The sequence below is a fragment of the Methylophilus sp. DW102 genome (assembly GCF_037076555.1).
GTDB classification, from domain to species: Bacteria; Pseudomonadota; Gammaproteobacteria; order Burkholderiales; family Methylophilaceae; genus Methylophilus; species Methylophilus glucosoxydans.
The window spans coordinates 2403885-2423838 of record NZ_AP029023.1 but is presented as its reverse complement, the minus strand read 5'-3'; the positions used below and the strand labels follow the sequence as shown (position 1 = coordinate 2423838).

Below are 19954 nucleotides of genomic sequence, written 5' to 3'. Positions count from 1 at the left end.
GGCTCAGCCATGGTACGCGGGCAAGGGGTGCTGTCAGGTCAGGGCTGATAGAAGGTGCTGTCCGTGCTGACTTTTTCGCCGCTGGATAAGGCAGTCACTTCTATCTGGATGCGTTGGCTGCCACGTTGGTTGCCGGCAGGGGCCAACAGGCTCATCGGCACCAGGATTTCTTCCGTCGGCTGCGCAGTCAGTGTTTGCTCACTTTCGATCTGCAAGCCATCCAGGCCAATTGCACGTAACTGATAGCTTTCGCGGTGCTCGGTGGCATTGGTCAGGTGCAGCTGGTAAGCGTTTTCGATGCCCTGGCTGGTTTCTCGGTATAGGATGTTGCGGTCACGCATGATATCGACCTTGAAATCCGGTTTGTGTAGCAAGCCGTATCCCAGCCAGGCGATCATCAAGACAAATAAACTGCTGTAAATCAGTACGCGCGGACGCAATAAATGGGAACTGAGCGCGTGCTGGTCTGTGGCGCCGGCCGCAGAAAAACGAATCAGGTCACGCGGATAGTGCATTTTGTCCATCACGTCATTGCAGGCATCAATACACAAGCCGCAACTGATGCATTCATACTGCAGTCCATTGCGGATATCAATGCCTACCGGGCACACCTGTACGCAGATACTGCAATCGATGCAAGCGCCCAGTCCCTGTGACTGGTAGTCCTGACTCTTGGCGCGGTGACCGCGCGGTTCGCCACGCGCACTGTCATAGGCGACGATCAGGGTGTGGTTATCAAACATGGCACTCTGAAAACGCGCATACGGGCACATATGTTTGCATACCTGTTCGCGCAAGAAGCCTGCGTTGCCATAGGTCGCCAGGCTGTAAAAGCCAAGCCAGAAGCAGGACCAGCCACCCAACTGCCAATGCGTGAGGTCAGTGACAAGCTCGCGGATGGGCGTAAAGTAACCGACAAAACTCAAGCCGGTGATCAGTGAAAAGCCGAGCCAGACCGAGTGTTTACTTAATTTGAGGCCAGTTTTGCGTAGCCCCCAGGGTTGGGCATCCAGCTTTTGCCTGGCCAGGCGGTCGCCTTCTATGCGGCGTTCCATCCATAAGAAGATTTCGGTATACACCGACTGCGGGCAAGAAAAGCCACACCAGAGCCGGCCTGCCACCGCTGTAAACAAAAATAATCCGACCGCACAAATGATCAGTAGCATGGCCAGATAAAACAGGTCCTGTGGAAAGATCACCAGGCCAAACAGATAAAAGCGATGCGTATCAATATCGAGCAAGAACGCCTGGCGGCCGCCATATTGCAGCCAGGGTAAGCCGTAAAACACCAGTTGTGTGGCCCAGATCATGAACCAGCGCCAGTTTTTAAAATAGCCGCTGACACTGCGCGGGTAGACTTTGCTGGTTTTCTGGTACAGCGAAATCGTTTGTTCGCTGGCAGGGGCAGCCACAATCGGGATCACGGGTTTGCTACGGGAGACGGTCATACAGGCACTCAATCTTGATGAAGACCTGTGCAGTGTAGAGGCTGGAGGTTATTTTAAACAGATTCAGTTTTTAAATAAAAAACCATATCAGAAGGGCTGGCTTGTTCGTTGGCTATTGCATCCACTGCCCCAGAGTCTCTATCGCCTGCCTGTGCTCTGCATTGAGTGGGTGGCCATAGTTCAGGCGCACATATCCGGCATATTGCTGTTGCGAGGAAAACAAGTGTCCAGGGGCGAGGCTGATATTGTGCTGGATGGCTTGCTGAAACAACGTCAGGCTATCCTGGTGACCGGGCAGTTGCAGCCATAAGAAATAGCCGCCTTGCGGCAGGGTGTAGCGCACTTCAGCAGGAAAGGATTGATGAATGGCTTGGGTAAACTGCAGTTGTTGCAACATGAGCTGGTGACGCAGTTGGCGCAAGTGTTTGTCGTAACCGCCTTTCGCCAGATAGCTGGCCAGGGCCAGCTGTGCCGGAATCGAGGTTGCCAGGGTTGTGGAGAGTTTGAGGCGCGTGATGGTTTCGCTGAAGCGCCCGGCTGAAACCCAGCCGACGCGGTATCCGGGCGCGAGCGATTTTGAAAATGAATTGCAATGCATGACCCAGCCGTCGTTGTCCCAAGTCTTGGCCGGTAAAGGCCGCTGTTTGCCAAAATACAATTCGCGGTAGACGTCATCCTCAATCAGCGGTAACTGGTGGCGGGTAATCAGGGCCACCAGCGCCTGTTTTTTCGGCTCCGGCATCAGGCTGCCGGTCGGGTTCTGAAAATTGGTCATGAGCCAGCACGCTTTGGGGTGATGCTGAAGGATTGCTTGCTCAAGTGCCACCAGGTCTATGCCCAGCTCAGGGTCACTAGGCACCTCGATGGCTTTCAGCCCCATGCGCTCGATGGCTTGCAGCGCGGCATAAAAACTGGGGGACTCGATGATCACACTATCGCCCGGCTGCGTGACCGCGGCCAGGCACAAATTCAGCGCTTCCATGGCGCCATTGGTCACCACGACCTCATTCGGATCCGTCGGCTTGCCGTCCAGCTGGTAGCGTAATGCAATCTGCCGCCGCAGTTCGACATCACCCTGGCCGATATCACTGACGGTCAGTTGTGGCTGCATGCGGCGCACCGTGCTGGCCATATGGTCGGCCAGTCTGGCAAGCGGGAACAGGGAAGGGCTGGGAAACGCCGAGCCAAACGGGATTTGTTGCGGGTCTTTGATACGCTCCAGCAACGTGAACACCAGGTCACTGACTTGCAGTTTGGTCGGGTGGCTGGCATTGTGAGCTGCTTGTGGCAGCAGGCGCTCGCTGCGTAACGGCCCCGCCACATAGTAACCAGAGCGCGGGCGCGTCACAATCAGGCCGCGGGCCTCCAGCAGATAATATGCCTGAAACACGGTCGAAGCATTCACCTGTTTGCTGGCCTGGATGTGCCGGATAGAAGGCAGTTTGTCTCCCCGCTTGAGCAAGCCTTGCTGAATCGCACTGGCGATCTCTTCGGCAATCATTTCGTATTTTTTCAAGCCATGGTCCTGACAGGGAGGTTATCTGATATGGTCAATTTAAAGCAAACTGCCTCTGTGATGCAACCAGCGTAGGCGTTAAGCTTGACCTTTTCAGCAGGCGGCAGGGCGAATGACTGACACAGGGAAAATTAATACGGGGGTTGAGCAAATGACTCAGCACAACAAAAAGCTGTACGGCGTCACATTGCGAGATGGTCAGTCGTTACAGCTTGCCGTGCAAGATATGTTTAACGTGCAATTAATGCAACACAGCCGGGTTCTGCTCAATGTGCGATTTCAGCCTTTGAGCTCGCTGAATAATCTGGAAATGCAACCGGTGTATCGGGTGGCGGACATGCAAATGGACAAGCAGATTGATCCCGTGCTGGAAGAGGAGTTGCTCATGTGCGTGTTTGCAGTCTACCGCTATTACACACGTGGCAGTATTCGTCCCTGGCGATCTAGGGTAAACTAGCCGCTTTGGTGCCAGCGCTGGCTGCCATCCACCGTTCCTGCACGCGATTGAAATGATGCATAAATATATTTGCATTCCCGAATAAATTGCGTATAATTGCGGGTTCTTTAAAAGGCGATGTTTAAGGCATTATTATGTACGCAGTGATTAAAACAGGTGGCAAACAGTACAAAGTAGCCGCTGGTGACAAAGTAAAAGTTGAGAAATTGACTGGCGACGTTGGCTCCACAGTAGTGATCGACAAAGTGTTGTTGATTGCAGACGGCGAGACAACTACGATTGGTGCACCGTTGGTAGCTGGTGCAAAAGTGAATGCCACAGTGGTTTCACATGGCCGTGGTGACAAAGTGATGATCTTCAAAATGCGTCGTCGTAAGCACTACCGCAAGACGCAAGGTCATCGTCAGAGCTACACAGAAATTCAAATCGACACTATTTCAGCAAAATAAGCACGTTCTGCTTGAGTAGAGCAGATTGCTAGAATAAGGAATCAAACATGGCACACAAAAAAGCAGGCGGTAGTTCACGTAACGGTCGCGACTCACAAGCCAAACGCCTGGGCGTTAAAGCCTTCGGTGAAACGGTTGTCAACGCTGGTAGCATCATCGTGCGTCAGCGCGGGACTAAAATGCACGCTGGTGAAAACGTTGGCATGGGCAAAGACCACACCCTGTATGCACTGGTAGAAGGCAAAGTAAAATTTGCTGTAAAAGGCGCATTGAAGCGTCATACCGTGAGCATCGAAGCGGTCTAATCGCACTTTTATGAAAAAAGCCCTGTCGCTTGACGGGGCTTTTTACTTTATAGTTATCAGATTGTAGCCTTGTATGGTTGTGCGCTGGATTGTCCGCGCGCAGTGAGAAATTTTAAGATGCAGTGCAAGGCGCACGGTAGGCCCAAGCTTGCAATACACACAGGTTTTGAGCACCGAGTTACGCAGTAATGCGCTTAAAGGCAAATTGAATCATGAAGTTTATTGACGAAGCGACCATCAAAGTCTACGCCGGTGACGGCGGCAACGGTGTTGCCACGTTCCGCCGTGAGAAATACGAGCCTATGGGCGGTCCCAATGGTGGCGACGGTGGCCGTGGTGGTTCCATCTTTGTCATTGCAGATCGCAACATCAATACCCTGGTCGATTACCGTTACACGCGGACCTTCAAGGCCGAGCGTGGCGAAAACGGCAGCGGTTCCGATTGCTATGGCAAGGGGGGTGACGACATGATACTGCGTGTGCCTGTCGGCACGACCATTAGCGATAAGGCCACTGGACAGATGATGGTGGACTTGAATACTGATGGCCAGAAAGTGCTGATTGCCAAAGGCGGCAATGGCGGTCTGGGGAATATCCATTTTAAAACCAGTACCAACCGTTCTCCACGTCAATGTACCAAGGGTGAGCCTGGTGAAGCTTTTGAGTTATATTTCGAACTGAAAGTATTGGCCGATGTGGGCTTGCTGGGGATGCCTAATGCCGGTAAGTCGACGTTTATTCGCTCGGTGTCTGCCGCCAAGCCAAAGGTCGCCGATTATCCTTTTACCACATTGCACCCTAACCTCGGCGTGGTGCGGGTCGATAGCAATCGCAGCTTTGTGATTGCCGATGTGCCTGGCCTGATTGAGGGCGCGGCAGAGGGGGCCGGACTGGGACATCAGTTCCTGCGTCATTTGCAACGCACCTCCTTGCTGTTGCACTTGGTTGACATTGCGCCGTTTGATGAGAGCGTCGATCCGGTGCAGGAAGCCAAGGCCATCGTCAACGAGTTGAAAAAATACGATCAGGAACTCTACGACAAACCCCGCTGGCTGGTGCTGAATAAAATCGATATGCTGGAAGACAGTGCGCAAAAAGTGGCTGACTTTATTAAAGCCTATGGCTGGAATGGTCCGGTATTTCCTATCTCCGCCATTAGCGGTGTTGGTTGCCAGGCCTTGACCTACGCCATCATGGATCATATAGACCAGACGCGTGCGCAACGTGACCTTGAAGAGACTCCCGTCCAACCGATCACAGAATAGTTTTATGAGCGTTTCACTCATACAAGACAGTAAAACCCTGATCGTCAAGGTGGGTTCCAGCCTGGTGACTAACAATGGTCAGGGCCTGGATAAGACGGCGATTGCCGCTTGGGCACAGCAAATCAGTGCCTTGGTCAAGCAGGGCAAACAAGTTGTGCTGGTCTCCAGTGGTGCGGTTGCCGAAGGCATGCAGCGACTGGGCTGGAAAAAACGCCCGGTAGAGGTCAATGAGCTGCAGGCCGCTGCGGCCGTTGGTCAAATGGGCCTGGTGCAGATGTATGAACAATGCTTTGCGCAACACGGGTTGCACACGGCGCAATTGCTGCTCACCCACGAAGATCTGGCCGACCGCAAGCGCTACCTCAATGCGCGCTCCACCTTGCGCACACTGCTAGACCTCAATGTCATCCCGATTATCAATGAAAACGATACGGTGGTGACTGAAGAAATCCGTTTCGGCGATAACGACACCCTGGGTGCGCTGGTGGCGAATCTGATTGAAGCAGATGCGCTGATCATCCTGACTGATCAAAAAGGCCTGTATTCCGCCGATCCGCGTAAAGACCCGAATGCCGTGTTTATCAATTTTGAAACTGCAGGCAATCCTGCGCTCGAAAGCATGGCAGGCGGCGCAGGCAGCTCAGTGGGTACTGGCGGCATGTTAACCAAGATATTGGCCGCCAAGCGCGCCGCCAACAGTGGCGCACATACCGTGATTGCATCAGGGCGCGAGCCGGAAGTGCTGGTACGTTTGAGTCAGGGCGAGGCGATTGGGACGCACCTGCAAGCCGTGAGAATGAAAACGCTGGCTAAAAAGCAATGGCTGGCGGATCATCTGCGCGTGGGTGGTAAATTGGTGTTGGATGACGGCGCGGTGAATGTCCTGACCAAAGAGGGTAAAAGCCTGCTGCCGATTGGCGTGGTCGATGTGCTGGGCCAGTTTGAGCGCGGCGATGTGGTGGCTTGCGTCGATGCCACGGGTAAGGAATGGGCACGCGGCATCGTCAATTACAATGCCAATGAAGTGCGACGGATTAAACGTAAGCCCAGTAGCGAAATAGAAAGCGTGCTGGGGTATGTGGAAGAGAAAGAATTGATACACCGGGACAATCTGGTGTTGTTATAAGCAAACGTAGCTGGCTGTAGAAGCCAGATACGCATGACAAGTGAACACATTGATTAAAAGGTAACGGGATGAGTAAACCTTTGGTAGCCATTATTATGGGGTCGGACAGTGACTGGCCAGTGATGAAAAATGCTGCACAAATGCTGGCAGACTTTGGTGTCGCTTATGAGGCGCGTGTGGTCTCTGCCCATCGTACGCCAGACCTGATGTTTGAGTTTGCCGAGTCTGCCGCAGGCAATGGCTTTCAGGTGATTATTGCCGGGGCTGGGGGCGCCGCACATTTGCCTGGCATGGTTGCAGCAAAAACCACCTTGCCAGTGTTGGGTGTGCCTGTACCTTCCAAGCATCTGCAAGGGCAAGACTCCCTATTGTCCATCGTGCAAATGCCCAAGGGCATCCCGGTGGCGACATTTGCCATTGGCGATGCCGGTGCGGCCAATGCCGGTTTGTTTGCGGTGGCGATGCTGGCCAATCAAGATCCGGCGTTAGCAGAAAAATTAACTACCTTCCGCAAAAAACAAGCTGAAAAAGTGCATGCAATGGAGTTGAGCGAAAAACCATGACATCATCCGTGATTCAACCTCCTGCCATGTTGGGCATGTTAGGCGGCGGCCAGCTGGGTCGCTTTTTTGTGATCGCAGCGCACGAGATGGGCTATAAAGTCACTGTGCTGGACCCTGACCAGAACAGTCCGGCAGGCATGATTGCCGATGTGCATTTATGTGCAGCCTATGACGATGCGGCCGCGCTGAAAACCATGGCGGAAACCTGTCAGGCCATCTCTACCGAATTTGAGAATGTACCGGCCGAGACGCTGGCTACCTTGGCTAAGTCTACCGTCGTGCATCCGAGCGCGGATGCGGTGGCGATTGCCCAGCATCGTGTGAAAGAAAAAACGTTCTTTAAAGAAGCTGGCTTGCCGGTGGGTCCGTTTGTGCCGGTGATGGCGGAGAGCGACTTGCCTGCGGGTGGCGAGATGTATCCTGCCGTGCTCAAAGTGGCGCGCTTCGGTTACGATGGTAAAGGTCAGGCGCGTGTTGCCAACCGTGAGCAAGCGGTCGCTGCCTTTCAGGGCTTTAAGCAAGAAGTCTGCGTGCTGGAGAAAATGCTGCCTTTGGACCTGGAAGTGTCTGTTGTGCTGGCGCGCGATGCGCACGGCCACATTGCAGCTTTCCCCACGGCAGAAAACAGCCATTTGAATGGTATTCTGGATGTGAGTATCGCCCCGGCGCGCTGTTCTGAAGTGATCAAAGCCAATGCGCAAGAGCTGGCCAAAAAACTGGCGACCAAACTCAACTATGTCGGCGTGCTGGGGGTGGAGTTCTTTGTGGTCGGCAACCAGTTGCTGGTGAATGAGATTGCGCCACGCCCTCACAATTCTGGTCATTACACCCTTGATGCCTGTGTCACCAATCAGTTTGAACAGCAAGTGCGCGTGATCACCGGCCAAGCCTTGGGCAGTCCGCGCTTGCATAGCGATGCGGTGATGGTGAATATCCTGGGCGATAGCTGGCTGTACAGTGGTAAACAGGTAGAGCCAGCTTGGGATAAAGCCTTTGCCCACGGCAACCTCAAAATGCATTTGTATGGCAAGCATGAGCCGCGCAAAGGCCGCAAAATGGGACATTTCACGGTGATTGGCGATGATGCGCAGGCCGTGCTGAATGCCGCTAAAGTGGCGCGTAGCGAGTTACATATTGGTGAATAACTGTTTGCCAGCGCCATCAAAAAAAGCCCGGTTATCCGGGCTTTTTTGTCTCTGAAGCAGGCAGCTTAGGAGAGGTTTGCCTGTACCTGCTTTCTAAATTCAAGCGGTGCAGCAATTTGGTCAAACGTTTCTTTGGTGCCGCCTGTGCCTGTGACGGTAATCGTCCCAAAGCCGAATACTCTGCCGAGGATGCTTTGATTGACGCCTATGCCTTCCACCTTATGGAGCAATACTTCCAGCGAGTGGCGTCTGATGAAGCCAATCTTGATCAGTACGCGTTTGTTGGTAATGGCAAATTCAGAGGTCTTGTAGCGGATATAGCTGTTGATGCCACTGATCAAGGCCAGTAAGAAGCCGAGCAGGCTGATCGCCCATAATAGCTGGTTGGATTGTGCCAAGCGCAGATTAAATGCGCATGCCAATACGCTCAACAATAAGTAGATGAAGGTATTCAGGAAGATAATCCAGTGCATCTGCGCGCGGTAAATCACCACTTCATTCTCAAGCAAGTTTTTGTCAATAAAACTCAAAGGGCTCTCCTGGGCAAAGATTGCATTTTCAGCTGTGATCATAACAGCAACAGCGGTTTCGATAATGCGCTAGATCATCGTAATCAATAGATCAAGGCAATAAAAAAGCCGGACATCAGTCCGGCTTTTTTAGTATGCACCCCTACTGAAATTATTCAGCGGCTTTTTTCGCGCGAGGCTTGGCAGCTTTTTTAGCTGGTGCAGCTTCGGCTTTAGGGGCTGCTGCTTTTTTCACAGAAACCAAAGTTGCAGGTGAGTCACCGGACAATGCTTTGATTGCTGCAGTCAAACGGCTCTTGTGACGAGCAGCTTTGTTTTTGTGAATGATTTTTTTGTCAGCGATACGGTCGATCACGCTGACATTTTCTTGGTAAGAAGCCACAGCAGCAGCTTTGTCACCAGATTGAATCGCTTTGATTACTTTTTTGATCGCAGTACGCAAAGTTGAACGTAACGCAGCGTTGTGCGCGTTAACTTTGACGGATTGGCGCGCGCGTTTGCGAGCTTGTGCGGTATTTGCCATATTCGTTTTATCCTGTAACTTTCAAAAGGGGTGTGATACGAAACCGTGCATCATACTGTTTTCGCTTTGTTTTTGCAAGATAAAAACGCATTTTCCTCGACTGCGGATGCCTGCATGGTAAAATCGGCCAAATTTTTAATCAGTCAGCCGTTCGTTGGGAGCGGCTCACGATCAAAAAAATAAACCAGGGCCTATATTTTCCACCATTTATGAATTTGCTGAAAGCATTGGCCACCGTGGGTGGCATGACCTTTATTTCGCGCCTGCTGGGATTTGTGCGTGACACCTTGATTGCCCGTATTTTTGGCGCGGGGATGGCCACCGATGCTTTTTTTGTCGCTTTCAAGATTCCTAATCTATTACGCCGGATCTCGGGCGAAGGGGCGTTTAGCCAGGCCTTCGTGCCTATCCTTTCCGAATATCGCAAGCAACGCACGCCAGAAGCGACCCGGGCCTTGATCAACCATGTTGCCAGTTTGCTGGGCCTGTTTCTGGTCGGGATCACCATTGTGGGCATGCTGGCAGCACCGCTGATCGTGCGGCTGACCTCGCCTGGCTTTGTGAGCGACCCGGCCAAATTCGCACTCACCACGGAGCTGTTGCGCATTACCTTTCCTTATATCCTGTTTATCTCGCTGGTTTCGATGGCGGGGGGCGTGTTGAATGCCTTCAGCAAGTTTCAGGTGCCCGCATTTACGCCCGTCTGGCTCAATTTGAGTTTTATCACCGCTGCGATTTTTATTGCCCCGCATTTTCACAACTCGGTGTATGTACTGGCTTGGGCCGTGTTTGTCGGCGGGATTATTCAGTTGCTGTATCAACTGCCTTACTTACAACAGATAGGCATGTTGCCGCGCTACGAACTGAATTTGCAAGATGAAGGCGTGCGCCGCATCCTTAAGCTCATGGGGCCCGCGATTTTTGGCGTTTCTGTCGCGCAAATTTCGATTGTGTTGAATAACATTTTTGCCTCATTCATGCCCACAGGCAGTGTGTCCTGGCTGTATTACGCTGACCGTCTCATGGAGTTCCCGACCGGGGTGCTGGGCGTGGCATTGGGCACGATTTTGTTGCCCAGCTTATCCAAGGCGCATGTGGATAAATCCAGCGCCGAGTTTTCGCAATTGCTGGACTGGGGCCTGCGCCTCACCTTTATGCTGGCCATTCCGGCGGCTGTGGCGATGGCCGTGCTGTCCAAACCATTGGTGGCGAGTCTATTTTATTACGGCAAATTCACACCGGTCGATGTGGCGCAAACCGAGCGCGCCCTGATTGCGTATAGCCTGAGCCTGCTGGGCCTGATTATGGTCAAGGTGCTGGCCCCTGGCTTTTATGCACGCCAAAATGTCAAAACGCCGGTCAAAATTGCGATTTTTACCTTGGTGATGACCCAAATTCTCAATGTGGGCTTTTTGCTGTTTACCTCATTGCAGCATGCCGGGCTGGCGCTGGCCGTGGGCTTGGGCGCTTGCCTGAATGCGACCATGCTGTGGGTTATGTTGCGAAAAAGTGGTGCGTTCGAGCCGCAGCCAGGATGGGGCCGCTTTCTGTTCAAGCTGCTCGTTGCGGTCACCCTGATGGCCTTGGCATTGCACGCCACAGATCGTTGGGTGGGGGATTGGTTAGCCATGCCAGCCTTGACGCGCATGCTGCATCTGGCAGGTGTGGTAGTTTTGGGTATGGCGGTTTATTTTTCAGCCTTAGGTTTGCTAGGCTTTAGGCCTCAACATTTTATGAAGCGGGTGGCCAAATAATGCAAATATTTCGTCATTTTCCAGCGGCTCAAACGCCGCAGGCGATTGCCATCGGTAATTTTGATGGCATGCATTTAGGGCATCAGGCCTTGCTGAGGCAGCTGATTGCCTACACGCAAACCTACAAGATTACGCCAGCGGTCATGACCTTTGAGCCGCATCCACGTGAATTTTTTACACCACAAAACGCCCCCGCACGTTTGGCCTCCATGCGTGAAAAGCTGGAGTATTTTGCCGAATGTGGTGTGCAGGATGTCTATGTGCAGCGCTTTAACCAGGCGTTTGCAGGGCAGAGTCCAACCGCTTTTATGCAAGTGTTGCGTGAGCAACTCAATGCCAATGTGGTGATGGTGGGCGAGGACTTCTGTTTCGGATCCAGGCGGGCGGGCAGTGTGCAAACCCTGATTGAGCACGGATTTAATGTGATTCCCTTACCAGAAGTGCAGCTGCAAGGTGAGCGTGTGTCGAGCACCTTGGTGCGCGATGCGCTGGCGGCTGGCGAGTTGCTCAAAGCGCAGGCCTTGCTGGGACGGCCTTACAGCATCAGTGGCAAGGTCGTCCATGGCGCCAAGCTGGGCCGGCAACTGGGGTTCCCCACTGCCAATGTCCATATGCGCCACGAACGGCCTGCACTGACAGGGGTTTATGCGGTAAAATTGAACAATTTACCGGCTGTGGCCAATTTGGGCAATCGCCCGACGCTGGAAGGCATCCCCAAGCTTAAACTCGAAGTGCATGTGTTTGATTTTAATGGTGATCTTTACGGTCAACATGTGCATGTGCAGTTTTTTCACAAACTGCGCGACGAGCAAAAGTTTGCCGGACTGGATGCGCTGAAAGCGCAAATTGCGCTGGATACTGCAGCAGCAAAAAGCTATTTTGCCACAGATACACACAGATAAACGCAGATAAAAACCAAGCAATTGCTGGGAGCCTACGCAGAATATCTGTGTGCCTTTGTGTTTATCTGTGGTTAAAACGATTTGAGAATTTTAAATGACTGACCAAAACAAAGATTCAAAATATAAACTGAATTTACCTGAAACCAGCTTTCCCATGCGTGGTGATTTGTCCAAGCGCGAACCCGCCTGGTTAAAAAGCTGGCAGGAGCGCAAGGTCTACGAGCGTATCCGCGCCAAGCGCAAAGGTGCGCAAGCGTTCATCCTGCATGATGGCCCTCCCTATGCCAACGGCGATATTCACATTGGTCACGCCGTCAATAAAATCCTGAAAGACATCATCATCAAGGCCAAAACCATGAGTGGTTTTGACGCGCCTTATGTGCCAGGCTGGGATTGCCACGGCCTACCCATTGAGTTGGTGGTCGAGAAAAACCATGGCAAAAATATAGACCCGGCCAAGTTCCGCGAGCTGTGCCGCGCCTATGCCGCCGAGCAGGTCGAGAAGCAGAAAAAAGACTTTATTCGCCTGGGGGTGCTGGGCGATTGGGATCACCCATACCTGACCATGGCGTTTAATACCGAGGCCGATATCATGCGTGCCTTGGGCGAAATCTACCAGAATGGCTATTTGTACCAGGGTTCCAAGCCCGTGCACTGGTGCGTGGACTGCGGTTCTGCGCTGGCTGAAGCCGAGGTGGAGTATGAGGACGTTAACTCACCTGCGATTGATGTGGGTTTCAAAGTGGTGGACAACGCTGCGTTAAGCAAAGCATTTGGTACAACAGTGAATGGTGATGTTTATGCCGTGATCTGGACCACGACGCCATGGACCTTACCTGCCAACCAGGCGGTGAGTGTCAATGCTGAACTCGAGTACGATTTAATCCACACCAGCAAAGGATTGTTGATCCTGGTTCGTGAATTGGCTGAAAAGACCTTGGCTAGGTATGCAGAGGAAAATAGTTCTGTGTTAGCCAGTTGCAAAGGTGAAGCTTTGCGTGGGTTGTTGCTACAGCATCCATTCGACAACCGCCAGGTGCCGGTGATCACCGGTGACCACGTGACGACTGATGCAGGTACAGGTCTAGTGCATACGGCCGCTGCGCACGGTAACGATGACTGGCTGGTCATGCGCGCTAATTTCCCTAACGAGAAGCCACGCGTCTTGATTGGTGGCGATGGCAAATTTTTTAGCAGTGAACTGGTTGAGCTGGCTGAGATCCGTGGCCTGAGCCGCCAGGATGCGAATAAAGTGATTCTGGCTAAACTGCAGGAAAACGGCGTGCTGTTTGCCTCTGCGCGTTTAAACCACAGCTTCCCGCATTGCTGGCGCCATAAAACGCCATTGATGCAATTGGCAACGCATCAGTGGTTTATTGGCATGAACTCTGTTGGCAAAGATGGCAAAGCTTTGCGTGAACATGCCAACACAGCGGTAGACGCGACCCAGTTCTTCCCGAGCTGGGGCCGTGCACGCCTGGAGGCCATGATTAAAAACCGCCCAGACTGGTGCGTCTCTCGCCAGCGTAACTGGGGTGTGCCTATGCCGTTCTTTGTGCATAAAGAAACTGGTGAACCACATCCACAGACCATGCAGTTGCTGGAAACCGTGTGCAAACAGGTGGAGCAGCAGGGCATAGAAGCCTGGTTCAGCCTCGATGGCGCGACTTTCCTCGCGCAGCATGCGCCTGAAAATGCCGAGCAATACAAAAAAGTGACCGATACGCTGGACGTGTGGTTTGACTCTGGCGCCACGCATTATGCAGTGGTGCGTTCAGCGCATCATGCTAGCCTATCTGCGGCAGCTAACCAGCGTGAGGCTGAACACCAGCCTGTGGCTGACTTGTATCTGGAAGGCTCTGACCAACACCGTGGCTGGTTTCAGTCCAGCTTGCTGACTGGGTGCGCCATTGATGGCAATGCGCCTTACAAAGCCTTGCTGACACATGGTTTTGTGGTGGATGGAGCAGGTCACAAAATGAGTAAGTCCAAAGGCAACGTGGTTGCACCGCAAAAGGTGATGGACACCTATGGTGCTGATATCCTGCGCTTGTGGGTTGCCTCAACCGACTACTCAGGTGAGCTGACCATCAGTGACGAGATCCTCAAGCGCGTGGCCGATGGCTATCGCCGTATCCGCAATACCTTGCGCTTCTTGCTCTCTAACCTGGCTGACTTTGATGCCAGCAAAGACTTGTTGCCGGTTGATCAGTGGCTGGAAATTGACCGTTACGCGCTGCATCTGACCCATCAATTGCAAACGGGTATTCTGGCCGATTACGACAAATACGAATTCCATCTGGCCGTACAGAAATTTGTGAGTTTCTGTTCTGAAGACTTGGGCGGTTTCTACCTCGATATCCTCAAAGACCGTTTGTACACCAGCGGTGAAACCTCGCATGCGCGACGTGCGGCTCAGAGCGCCCTGCATCACATCACGCATGCCATGATGCGTTTGATGGCTCCAATCTTGAGCTTTACTGCTGATGAAATCTGGCAGACCTTGGGACTGGATGCTGTGGCGACCGTGTTTGAAGAAGACTGGTATGCATTGCCTGCCCATGGCTTGAGTGACACGCAATTACAGCACTGGCAAACTGTTATTGCCTTGCGCGCGCAAGCTGCCAAAGAGATTGAAGTGTTGCGTGGCGAAGGCAAGGTGGGGTCTTCATTGCAAGCCGAGCTGGAGTTTCATGTTACCAGCGAGGCATTTGAAGCCCTGAGCAGCCTGCAGGATGACTTGCGCTTTGTCATGATCACCTCCAGTGCGACCACCTACAAAGTCGCTGATGCATCAGCGCAGAAAATCCTGGTGAAGCCGAGCGCACATCAGAAGTGCGACCGCTGCTGGCATTACCGTGCGGATGTCGGCATTGATCTCGCACACCCGACCCTGTGCGGCCGTTGTGTAAGCAACCTGTTTGGCAAAGGTGAAGTGCGCAACTATGCTTAATGTTCGCTCGGCTCTGCCATGGCTGGTGTTAAGCGCCATTGTCATCGCGCTTGATCTCTACACCAAGCACCTGATCCAGCGCATGTTTGTCTATGGCGAGCATTTGCCCGTCACCGGTTTTTTTGATCTGGTGCGTTACCACAACACCGGCGCGGCCTTTAGCTTTTTGGCCAATGCCGGCGGCTGGCAGCATGGCTTTTTCACCGCGGTCTCGACGCTGGCTTCTGCCGTGATGGTGTATTTGCTGGTCAAACATCCGCAGAAAAAGTTATTCTGTTTGGGGCTGGCGCTGGTGTTGGGCGGCGCCTTGGGCAATCTCTATGACCGCCTCACGCTCGGCTATGTGGTGGACTTTTTGCTGTTTTATTATCAGCAATGGGCCTGGCCTGCGTTTAATGTGGCAGACAGTGCCATTTGCGTCGGTGTGGGTATGTTGATGCTGGATAGTTTTAAACAACCCACGGCCTCCTGAAACCGTGTTCTGCAGTCAGGTGAACGCGGGTTCTGGTGACTTGCGATGAGTGAGGCAGCGATGGATGGACTGGAGTATACGTTTAATGATGTGATCAGGCTTTGGCAAGGCAGCAAAAGCACCTGGCATTACGTCAGCTTGCCGCCAGATATCTCTGACGAAATTCATACCCTTAGCCAATACCATCAAACCAAACGCCGCGGCTGGGGGGCGGTCAAGGTCACTGCGAGTATCACTTCCAACCGCGCCCCATCTATTCCAGCCCCAGCCTTGACGTGGCAAACCTCGATTTTTCCGGCATTTGATCACAAGCGCTATGCCTTGTTTTTAAAGGCAGAAATTCGCAAGCAGGCGAGTGTGCGGGAAGGTGATGCCGTGACTATACAGCTCAAACTGCAGTTTTAAGCCGTAGGCTGACAGCGTCAAAGATTAAGCGCTCAGCGTTTGTGTCTTGGCCGCGACTAACAGGGGCGGAATGCCTTGGATATCCATCGGGCGGCCCAGCAGAAAGCCCTGGATGCAATCGCAGCCGATCTTGCGTAGAAACTCAAGCTGCGCTTCGGTTTCAATGCCTTCTACCACAACGGACAAGCCCAGAATGCCGGCTGTTTTGATAATGGTGCTGACAATTTCGCTGTCGGCGCTGCTTTCCGGTACATCAATCATAAAGGCACGGTCAATTTTGAGTTCATCCAGGGGCAGGTGTTTGAGTTTAAACAGCGATGAGTTGCCTACACCAAAATCATCGAGCGACAGGCGCACGCCAATGGCCTTGAATTGTTTTAAGGTTTCCAGCGCCTGTTCTTCATGTTCAAAGACGGCGCTTTCGGTGATTTCCAGGGTCAGCAAGCGGGCCGGCAGGTGATAGCGTTGTAGTTGCCCGGCAATGCGCAGTGGCAAGCTATGGTCACGGAATTGCCGCGGGGAGATGTTAATTGAAAGGCCCACCTCATGACCACTGTCTTTAACCAGCTTGGCCCAATGCTTGAATGCTTCTGCAATAATCCATTCGCCCATGGGTAAAATCAGGCCAGACTGTTCGGCGTAGGGGATAAATTCAGCCGGGGAGACCACCTCTCCCTTGTTGGTTTTCCAGCGGATGAGCGCCTCAATATTGCAGATGACCGGTTGTTGTTTGCCCAGGCTGAAAATCGGTTGAAACTGCAAAAAGAATTCTTGTTTTTTGATGGCTTTGCGCAGTTGCACGTCGAGCTTGAAGCGGTTTTGAGCCAGCCTGGTATGTTCTTTGCAATAGAATAAATACGGATGTTGGGTGCCGTGCTTGGCATGCGCAAGTGCGGTGTTGGCATTGCGTGCCAGCTGCTCTGCATCTTCTGCATCACGCGGAAACAGGCTGATGCCGATATAGGCATCCAGAATCAATTCATGTCCTTCAATCAGCACGGGCTTATGCACAATTCTGCATAAATTGTTTGCCAGATGAACCAGTTCGGCATCGGTTTTCCGCGAGGTAATCAGGGCAAATTTGTCGCCATGCACACGGCCTAACTCGCCGGATTCATGCGTGATATATTGCAGGCGCTGGGCGATCTCCAGTAAGTACAAGTCGCCGGTATGGTGGCCGAAGCTGTCGTTAATGCTTTGAAAATGCTTTAAATCAATCATGAGCAGGGCGACGGTGTCGCTGGCATCGGCTGCCGTGATGATGGCGTGTTCTAGCAGTGTGTGTATGGCCAGCCGGTTGGGAAGCCGCGTGAGCGGGTCGTTGCGCGACAACTGCTGGAACTGGCGTTCTTTTTCGGCCAGCAGATTTTCGGCGAGTAGCAGTTTTTCACTCTCACGCAGCAAGATACTTTGCCGCAGGGCCGAGAACACCAGAATCATCATGACTGAGCCGATGGCAATGTAATAGGCATAGGGGTGCGGGCCGCTTTGCCACCAGATGAGCGCCAGTGTACACATGCTAAAAATAAAGGTAATGGCTGGAATCAAGCCGCGAACGCGTCTGCATTGCCTGTGATAAGACACGCGCTTGGCAATGCGGACTTGCCAGCCATACAGCCCGCTGCCGATCAACAGGTCTGCCGCTGAAAAACCGTAATTGGTCCAGAGGCTAGTTTGAGGCACGTGGTTGAGTGCGTTCAGATTCCATTGCATCCAGCATGCGCCCAGCAAGGTCAACCCCGCGCTGAGCATAAGCCAGGGCATCATCCATGCCGGTCGCAGGTATGGGATCAATAGCAGGGAAACCAGCGCAGCACTGAGTAAACTGGCAGGGTAGGCACTGAGCACGGCCAGCTGTAGCGGGCTGACTTCGGACGATTGTGGCAAATATAAAATTAGGATGTAGCTGAGAACAGCAATGCTGAATGAAATGGTGTCAATCGAGAATGCCCAGGTTTTGGCTGCAGAAAGCTGGCTGCGTAAGGCGGTGATAAAGCCGATGATGAGGCATACGCCCATGAGAGGGTAAAAAATATCGGACTGGGCGGGGAAATTGGTTTGTTTGGTGAGGACTTCAAATATCCAGAGCACGCCGCCGGTAAAATAGGCCAAGGTACCAAACACAAACCAGCGTTTACAGGGGCGGTGTGAGAGATGGCTGCGGTAATAACCCAGTAGCGCCAGAATCAGGCAGGCCGCATTGGTGACAAACCAGTGCACATTATCCAGCCATAACATTTTAGCGGGTGTTGCTTGCAAAGAACCGAGCAAGCAAGCAACGGAAACCGATAAAGCAACCACTATTACTTTGCGCGAAAGTATCATGAAGCCCCCTTTTTAGGTAATTCTAACAAGGGCTTAGAAAAAAACTAGTGTTTCTTTCTAAATATCATCGCGATATGGATTAAGACGAAGCAGATAGCGCCCGCCAATATGCCGATCAAGGCGTTCCACAACAGCGTCCACTGTGGAGATTGCTCAATCAGCGCATGCAAGGGGGGGATGCCATGGGCGAGAATGCCACCGCCGACCAGAAACATGGCCGCGGTGCCGACGATGCTGAGCAAGCGCATCAGGTAGGGGACCGTTTGCACCATGCCCCAACCTGTTTTGCGTGCGGCAGAGGCCAGAAGATGATGACCGCTTCGTTGCATCAGCCATAAGCCGATATCATCCATTTTGACGATCAAAGCGACCAGGCCATACACCCCCAGTGTCATGACGACTGCAATGAGGGAGAGCACCAGAATACGCTGCGTGATCGCTGCATCGGCGACAACGCCCAGGGCAATCACAATAATTTCGGCGGACAGAATGAAGTCCGTCCGAACAGCGCCTTTGATTTTTTCCTGCTCCAGGGCGACCAGGTCTGTCTCAGGTTGCTGCATGGCGGCGTGGATCGCTTGTTCACTGGTGTCCGAGTGCTTGTCATGGCGCAGTTTGTGCCAGACTTTCTCAAAGCCTTCAAAGCACAGAAAGGCCCCTCCCAGCATCAGCAAGGGGGTGATCAGCCAAGGTAAAAACGCACTGATCAACAGCGCTGTAGGCACCAGAATCAGTTTGTTCAGCAGCGATCCTCGCGCCACCGCCCACACCACTGGCAGCTCTCTCTTGGCGGCAATCCCTGTGACTTGCTGGGCATTGAGCGCAAGGTCATCGCCCAGCACCCCCGCTGTTTTTTTGGCCGCGAGCTGGCTCATGACGGAAACGTCATCCAGCATGGTGGTAATGTCATCTAGTAGTGCCAGCAGGCTGGGAGTGGCCATGGTTTGTCCTGTGTCAATGAAGAGGCTATTGTTTATTTTAAAGGATTGCCGTTAAAATGGCGGCATGGTGACGCGCAAATTTCAACGTTGGATGGCACGCATGGCCTTGATGGCTATCATGCTGGCTGCGCTCGTGCCGACGTTGAGCCTCGCGTTTCCCATGCAAACAGGCAAAAGCTTTATTCAGGAGGTGTGTTCCTCGCAGGGCAGTAAACTGGTCATTCAGGTGATCACCACGCAAGGAAAATTGCGCGCCACCCTGATTGACTATCAGCCTTCACAAAAACCGGTTTCACTGGGACATCATCTCAATCATTGTCCGTTCTGCCATATGGCGATGGATGATGTGGTATTGCCCCAGCCCAATCCGGCTTACATTCTGTTTCAACAAGCCCAGGCCGAGATTGCTTTAAGCAGCTATCAGGCCCCGGTTGTCGCAAGTGTTTACTCCACCGCGCACCCCACGCGCGCACCCCCACTGACTCCACGCTCAATCTAGCACCGTCTGTCGTCTAGACGGTTTATGGGTATGCCTGTGATGCAGGCACATATGGAGTCATGACATGATCGTCATCAACCTTCAGGCAATGATATTTGCCAAACAGGTGGAGTGGAAACGCCACATCACCCTCAAAGAAATCGCTGAGTCTACCGGCATCAGCCGCATGACCTTGCATCGCATGGTCAAAAATCCTTCTTACAACGCATGCACCGAGCATCTGGGCAAACTTTGCTCTTATTTCGCTTGTGACATCAGCGCGCTTATCCGCTGGCAACCCGATCGGGATGCCAGGCAAGTCTTCGCCGCCTGATGTGTGATGCTCACCCTGCTGGTAGCTGACCAGTAGGGGGCATGCCGTTTACAAAAAATATTT

General features: G+C 52.8%; 20 protein-coding genes. 14 read left to right on the top strand and 6 right to left on the bottom strand.

The window, feature by feature from the left end; translation table 11 throughout:
* Positions 1-38 precede the first annotated feature (38 nt).
* Positions 39-1448: a cytochrome c oxidase accessory protein CcoG gene (gene ccoG / locus AACH41_RS11400; protein ID WP_338655200.1), complete on the bottom strand. Its 1410-nt coding sequence runs from the start codon at positions 1446-1448 to the stop codon at positions 39-41.
* Positions 1449-1560: 112 nt separating this feature from the next.
* Entirely contained in the window at positions 1561-2964 is a 1404-nt protein-coding gene (locus AACH41_RS11395) for a PLP-dependent aminotransferase family protein (protein ID WP_338655198.1), read from the bottom strand.
* A gap of 112 nt (positions 2965-3076) precedes the next feature.
* On the opposite strand from AACH41_RS11395, the gene AACH41_RS11390 reads away from it, so the two are divergent.
* From AACH41_RS11390 to AACH41_RS11360, 7 genes are all read left to right on the top strand, one after another.
* The gene (locus AACH41_RS11390) at positions 3077-3421 is read left to right on the top strand and encodes a hypothetical protein (RefSeq protein ID WP_338655196.1); all 345 of its coding nucleotides are present in this window, start codon (positions 3077-3079) and stop codon (positions 3419-3421) included.
* Positions 3422-3555: 134 nt separating this feature from the next.
* Positions 3556-3870: a 50S ribosomal protein L21 gene (gene rplU, locus AACH41_RS11385; protein WP_018986099.1), complete on the top strand. Its 315-nt coding sequence runs from the start codon at positions 3556-3558 to the stop codon at positions 3868-3870.
* Positions 3871-3917: 47 nt separating this feature from the next.
* Entirely contained in the window at positions 3918-4175 is a 258-nt protein-coding gene (gene rpmA, locus AACH41_RS11380) for a 50S ribosomal protein L27 (RefSeq protein WP_049637894.1), read from the top strand.
* Positions 4176-4387: 212 nt separating this feature from the next.
* A complete protein-coding gene (gene cgtA / locus AACH41_RS11375) occupies positions 4388-5440 on the top strand; it encodes an Obg family GTPase CgtA (RefSeq protein ID WP_338655190.1) in 1053 nt (350 codons plus the stop codon).
* 4 nt (positions 5441-5444) lie between these two features.
* Entirely contained in the window at positions 5445-6566 is a 1122-nt protein-coding gene (proB, locus tag AACH41_RS11370) for a glutamate 5-kinase (protein ID WP_338655188.1), read from the top strand.
* 68 nt (positions 6567-6634) lie between these two features.
* Positions 6635-7129, top strand: a complete 495-nt coding sequence (gene purE / locus AACH41_RS11365; protein ID WP_338655186.1) for a 5-(carboxyamino)imidazole ribonucleotide mutase — start codon at positions 6635-6637, stop codon at positions 7127-7129.
* A complete protein-coding gene (locus AACH41_RS11360) occupies positions 7126-8274 on the top strand; it encodes a 5-(carboxyamino)imidazole ribonucleotide synthase (protein WP_338655184.1) in 1149 nt (382 codons plus the stop codon). Before purE ends, AACH41_RS11360 begins: the two co-directional genes overlap by 4 nt.
* A 65-nt stretch (positions 8275-8339) precedes the next feature.
* Here the strand turns inward: AACH41_RS11360 and AACH41_RS11355 are convergent, their stop codons facing one another.
* Entirely contained in the window at positions 8340-8804 is a 465-nt protein-coding gene (locus tag AACH41_RS11355; protein ID WP_338655182.1) for a PH domain-containing protein, read from the bottom strand.
* A gap of 151 nt (positions 8805-8955) precedes the next feature.
* Positions 8956-9327 carry a 30S ribosomal protein S20 gene (gene rpsT, locus AACH41_RS11350; protein WP_338655180.1) on the bottom strand — a complete coding sequence of 124 codons (372 nt, stop codon included), beginning with the start codon at positions 9325-9327 and terminating at the stop codon, positions 8956-8958.
* Between the two features lie 209 nt (positions 9328-9536).
* On the opposite strand from rpsT, the gene murJ reads away from it, so the two are divergent.
* The 5 genes from murJ (at position 9537) to AACH41_RS11325 (ending at position 15813) form a co-directional block, all read left to right on the top strand.
* Positions 9537-11081: a murein biosynthesis integral membrane protein MurJ gene (murJ, locus tag AACH41_RS11345; protein WP_338655178.1), complete on the top strand. Its 1545-nt coding sequence runs from the start codon at positions 9537-9539 to the stop codon at positions 11079-11081.
* Positions 11081-11983 carry a bifunctional riboflavin kinase/FAD synthetase gene (locus AACH41_RS11340; RefSeq protein WP_338655176.1) on the top strand — a complete coding sequence of 301 codons (903 nt, stop codon included), beginning with the start codon at positions 11081-11083 and terminating at the stop codon, positions 11981-11983. Before murJ ends, AACH41_RS11340 begins: the two co-directional genes overlap by 1 nt.
* A gap of 94 nt (positions 11984-12077) precedes the next feature.
* Positions 12078-14936 carry an isoleucine--tRNA ligase gene (gene ileS / locus AACH41_RS11335; RefSeq protein WP_338655174.1) on the top strand — a complete coding sequence of 953 codons (2859 nt, stop codon included), beginning with the start codon at positions 12078-12080 and terminating at the stop codon, positions 14934-14936.
* Entirely contained in the window at positions 14929-15408 is a 480-nt protein-coding gene (gene lspA, locus AACH41_RS11330; RefSeq protein WP_338655172.1) for a signal peptidase II, read from the top strand. Before ileS ends, lspA begins: the two co-directional genes overlap by 8 nt.
* A 45-nt stretch (positions 15409-15453) precedes the next feature.
* A complete protein-coding gene (locus tag AACH41_RS11325; protein ID WP_338655170.1) occupies positions 15454-15813 on the top strand; it encodes a DUF1905 domain-containing protein in 360 nt (119 codons plus the stop codon).
* 24 nt (positions 15814-15837) lie between these two features.
* Here the strand turns inward: AACH41_RS11325 and AACH41_RS11320 are convergent, their stop codons facing one another.
* The gene (locus tag AACH41_RS11320; protein WP_313987373.1) at positions 15838-18051 is read right to left on the bottom strand and encodes a bifunctional diguanylate cyclase/phosphodiesterase; all 2214 of its coding nucleotides are present in this window, start codon (positions 18049-18051) and stop codon (positions 15838-15840) included.
* Positions 18052-18182: 131 nt separating this feature from the next.
* The gene (locus AACH41_RS11315; RefSeq protein ID WP_338655167.1) at positions 18183-19079 is read right to left on the bottom strand and encodes a DUF808 domain-containing protein; all 897 of its coding nucleotides are present in this window, start codon (positions 19077-19079) and stop codon (positions 18183-18185) included.
* A 64-nt stretch (positions 19080-19143) separates the two neighbouring features.
* Here AACH41_RS11315 and AACH41_RS11310 point away from each other — a divergent pair, with 64 nt between their 5' ends.
* Positions 19144-19578, top strand: coding sequence for a DUF2946 domain-containing protein (locus AACH41_RS11310; protein WP_313987366.1), 435 nt, complete (start codon positions 19144-19146; stop codon positions 19576-19578).
* 64 nt (positions 19579-19642) lie between these two features.
* Positions 19643-19891, top strand: coding sequence for a helix-turn-helix transcriptional regulator (locus tag AACH41_RS11305; protein WP_194748582.1), 249 nt, complete (start codon positions 19643-19645; stop codon positions 19889-19891).
* Positions 19892-19954 lie beyond the last annotated feature (63 nt).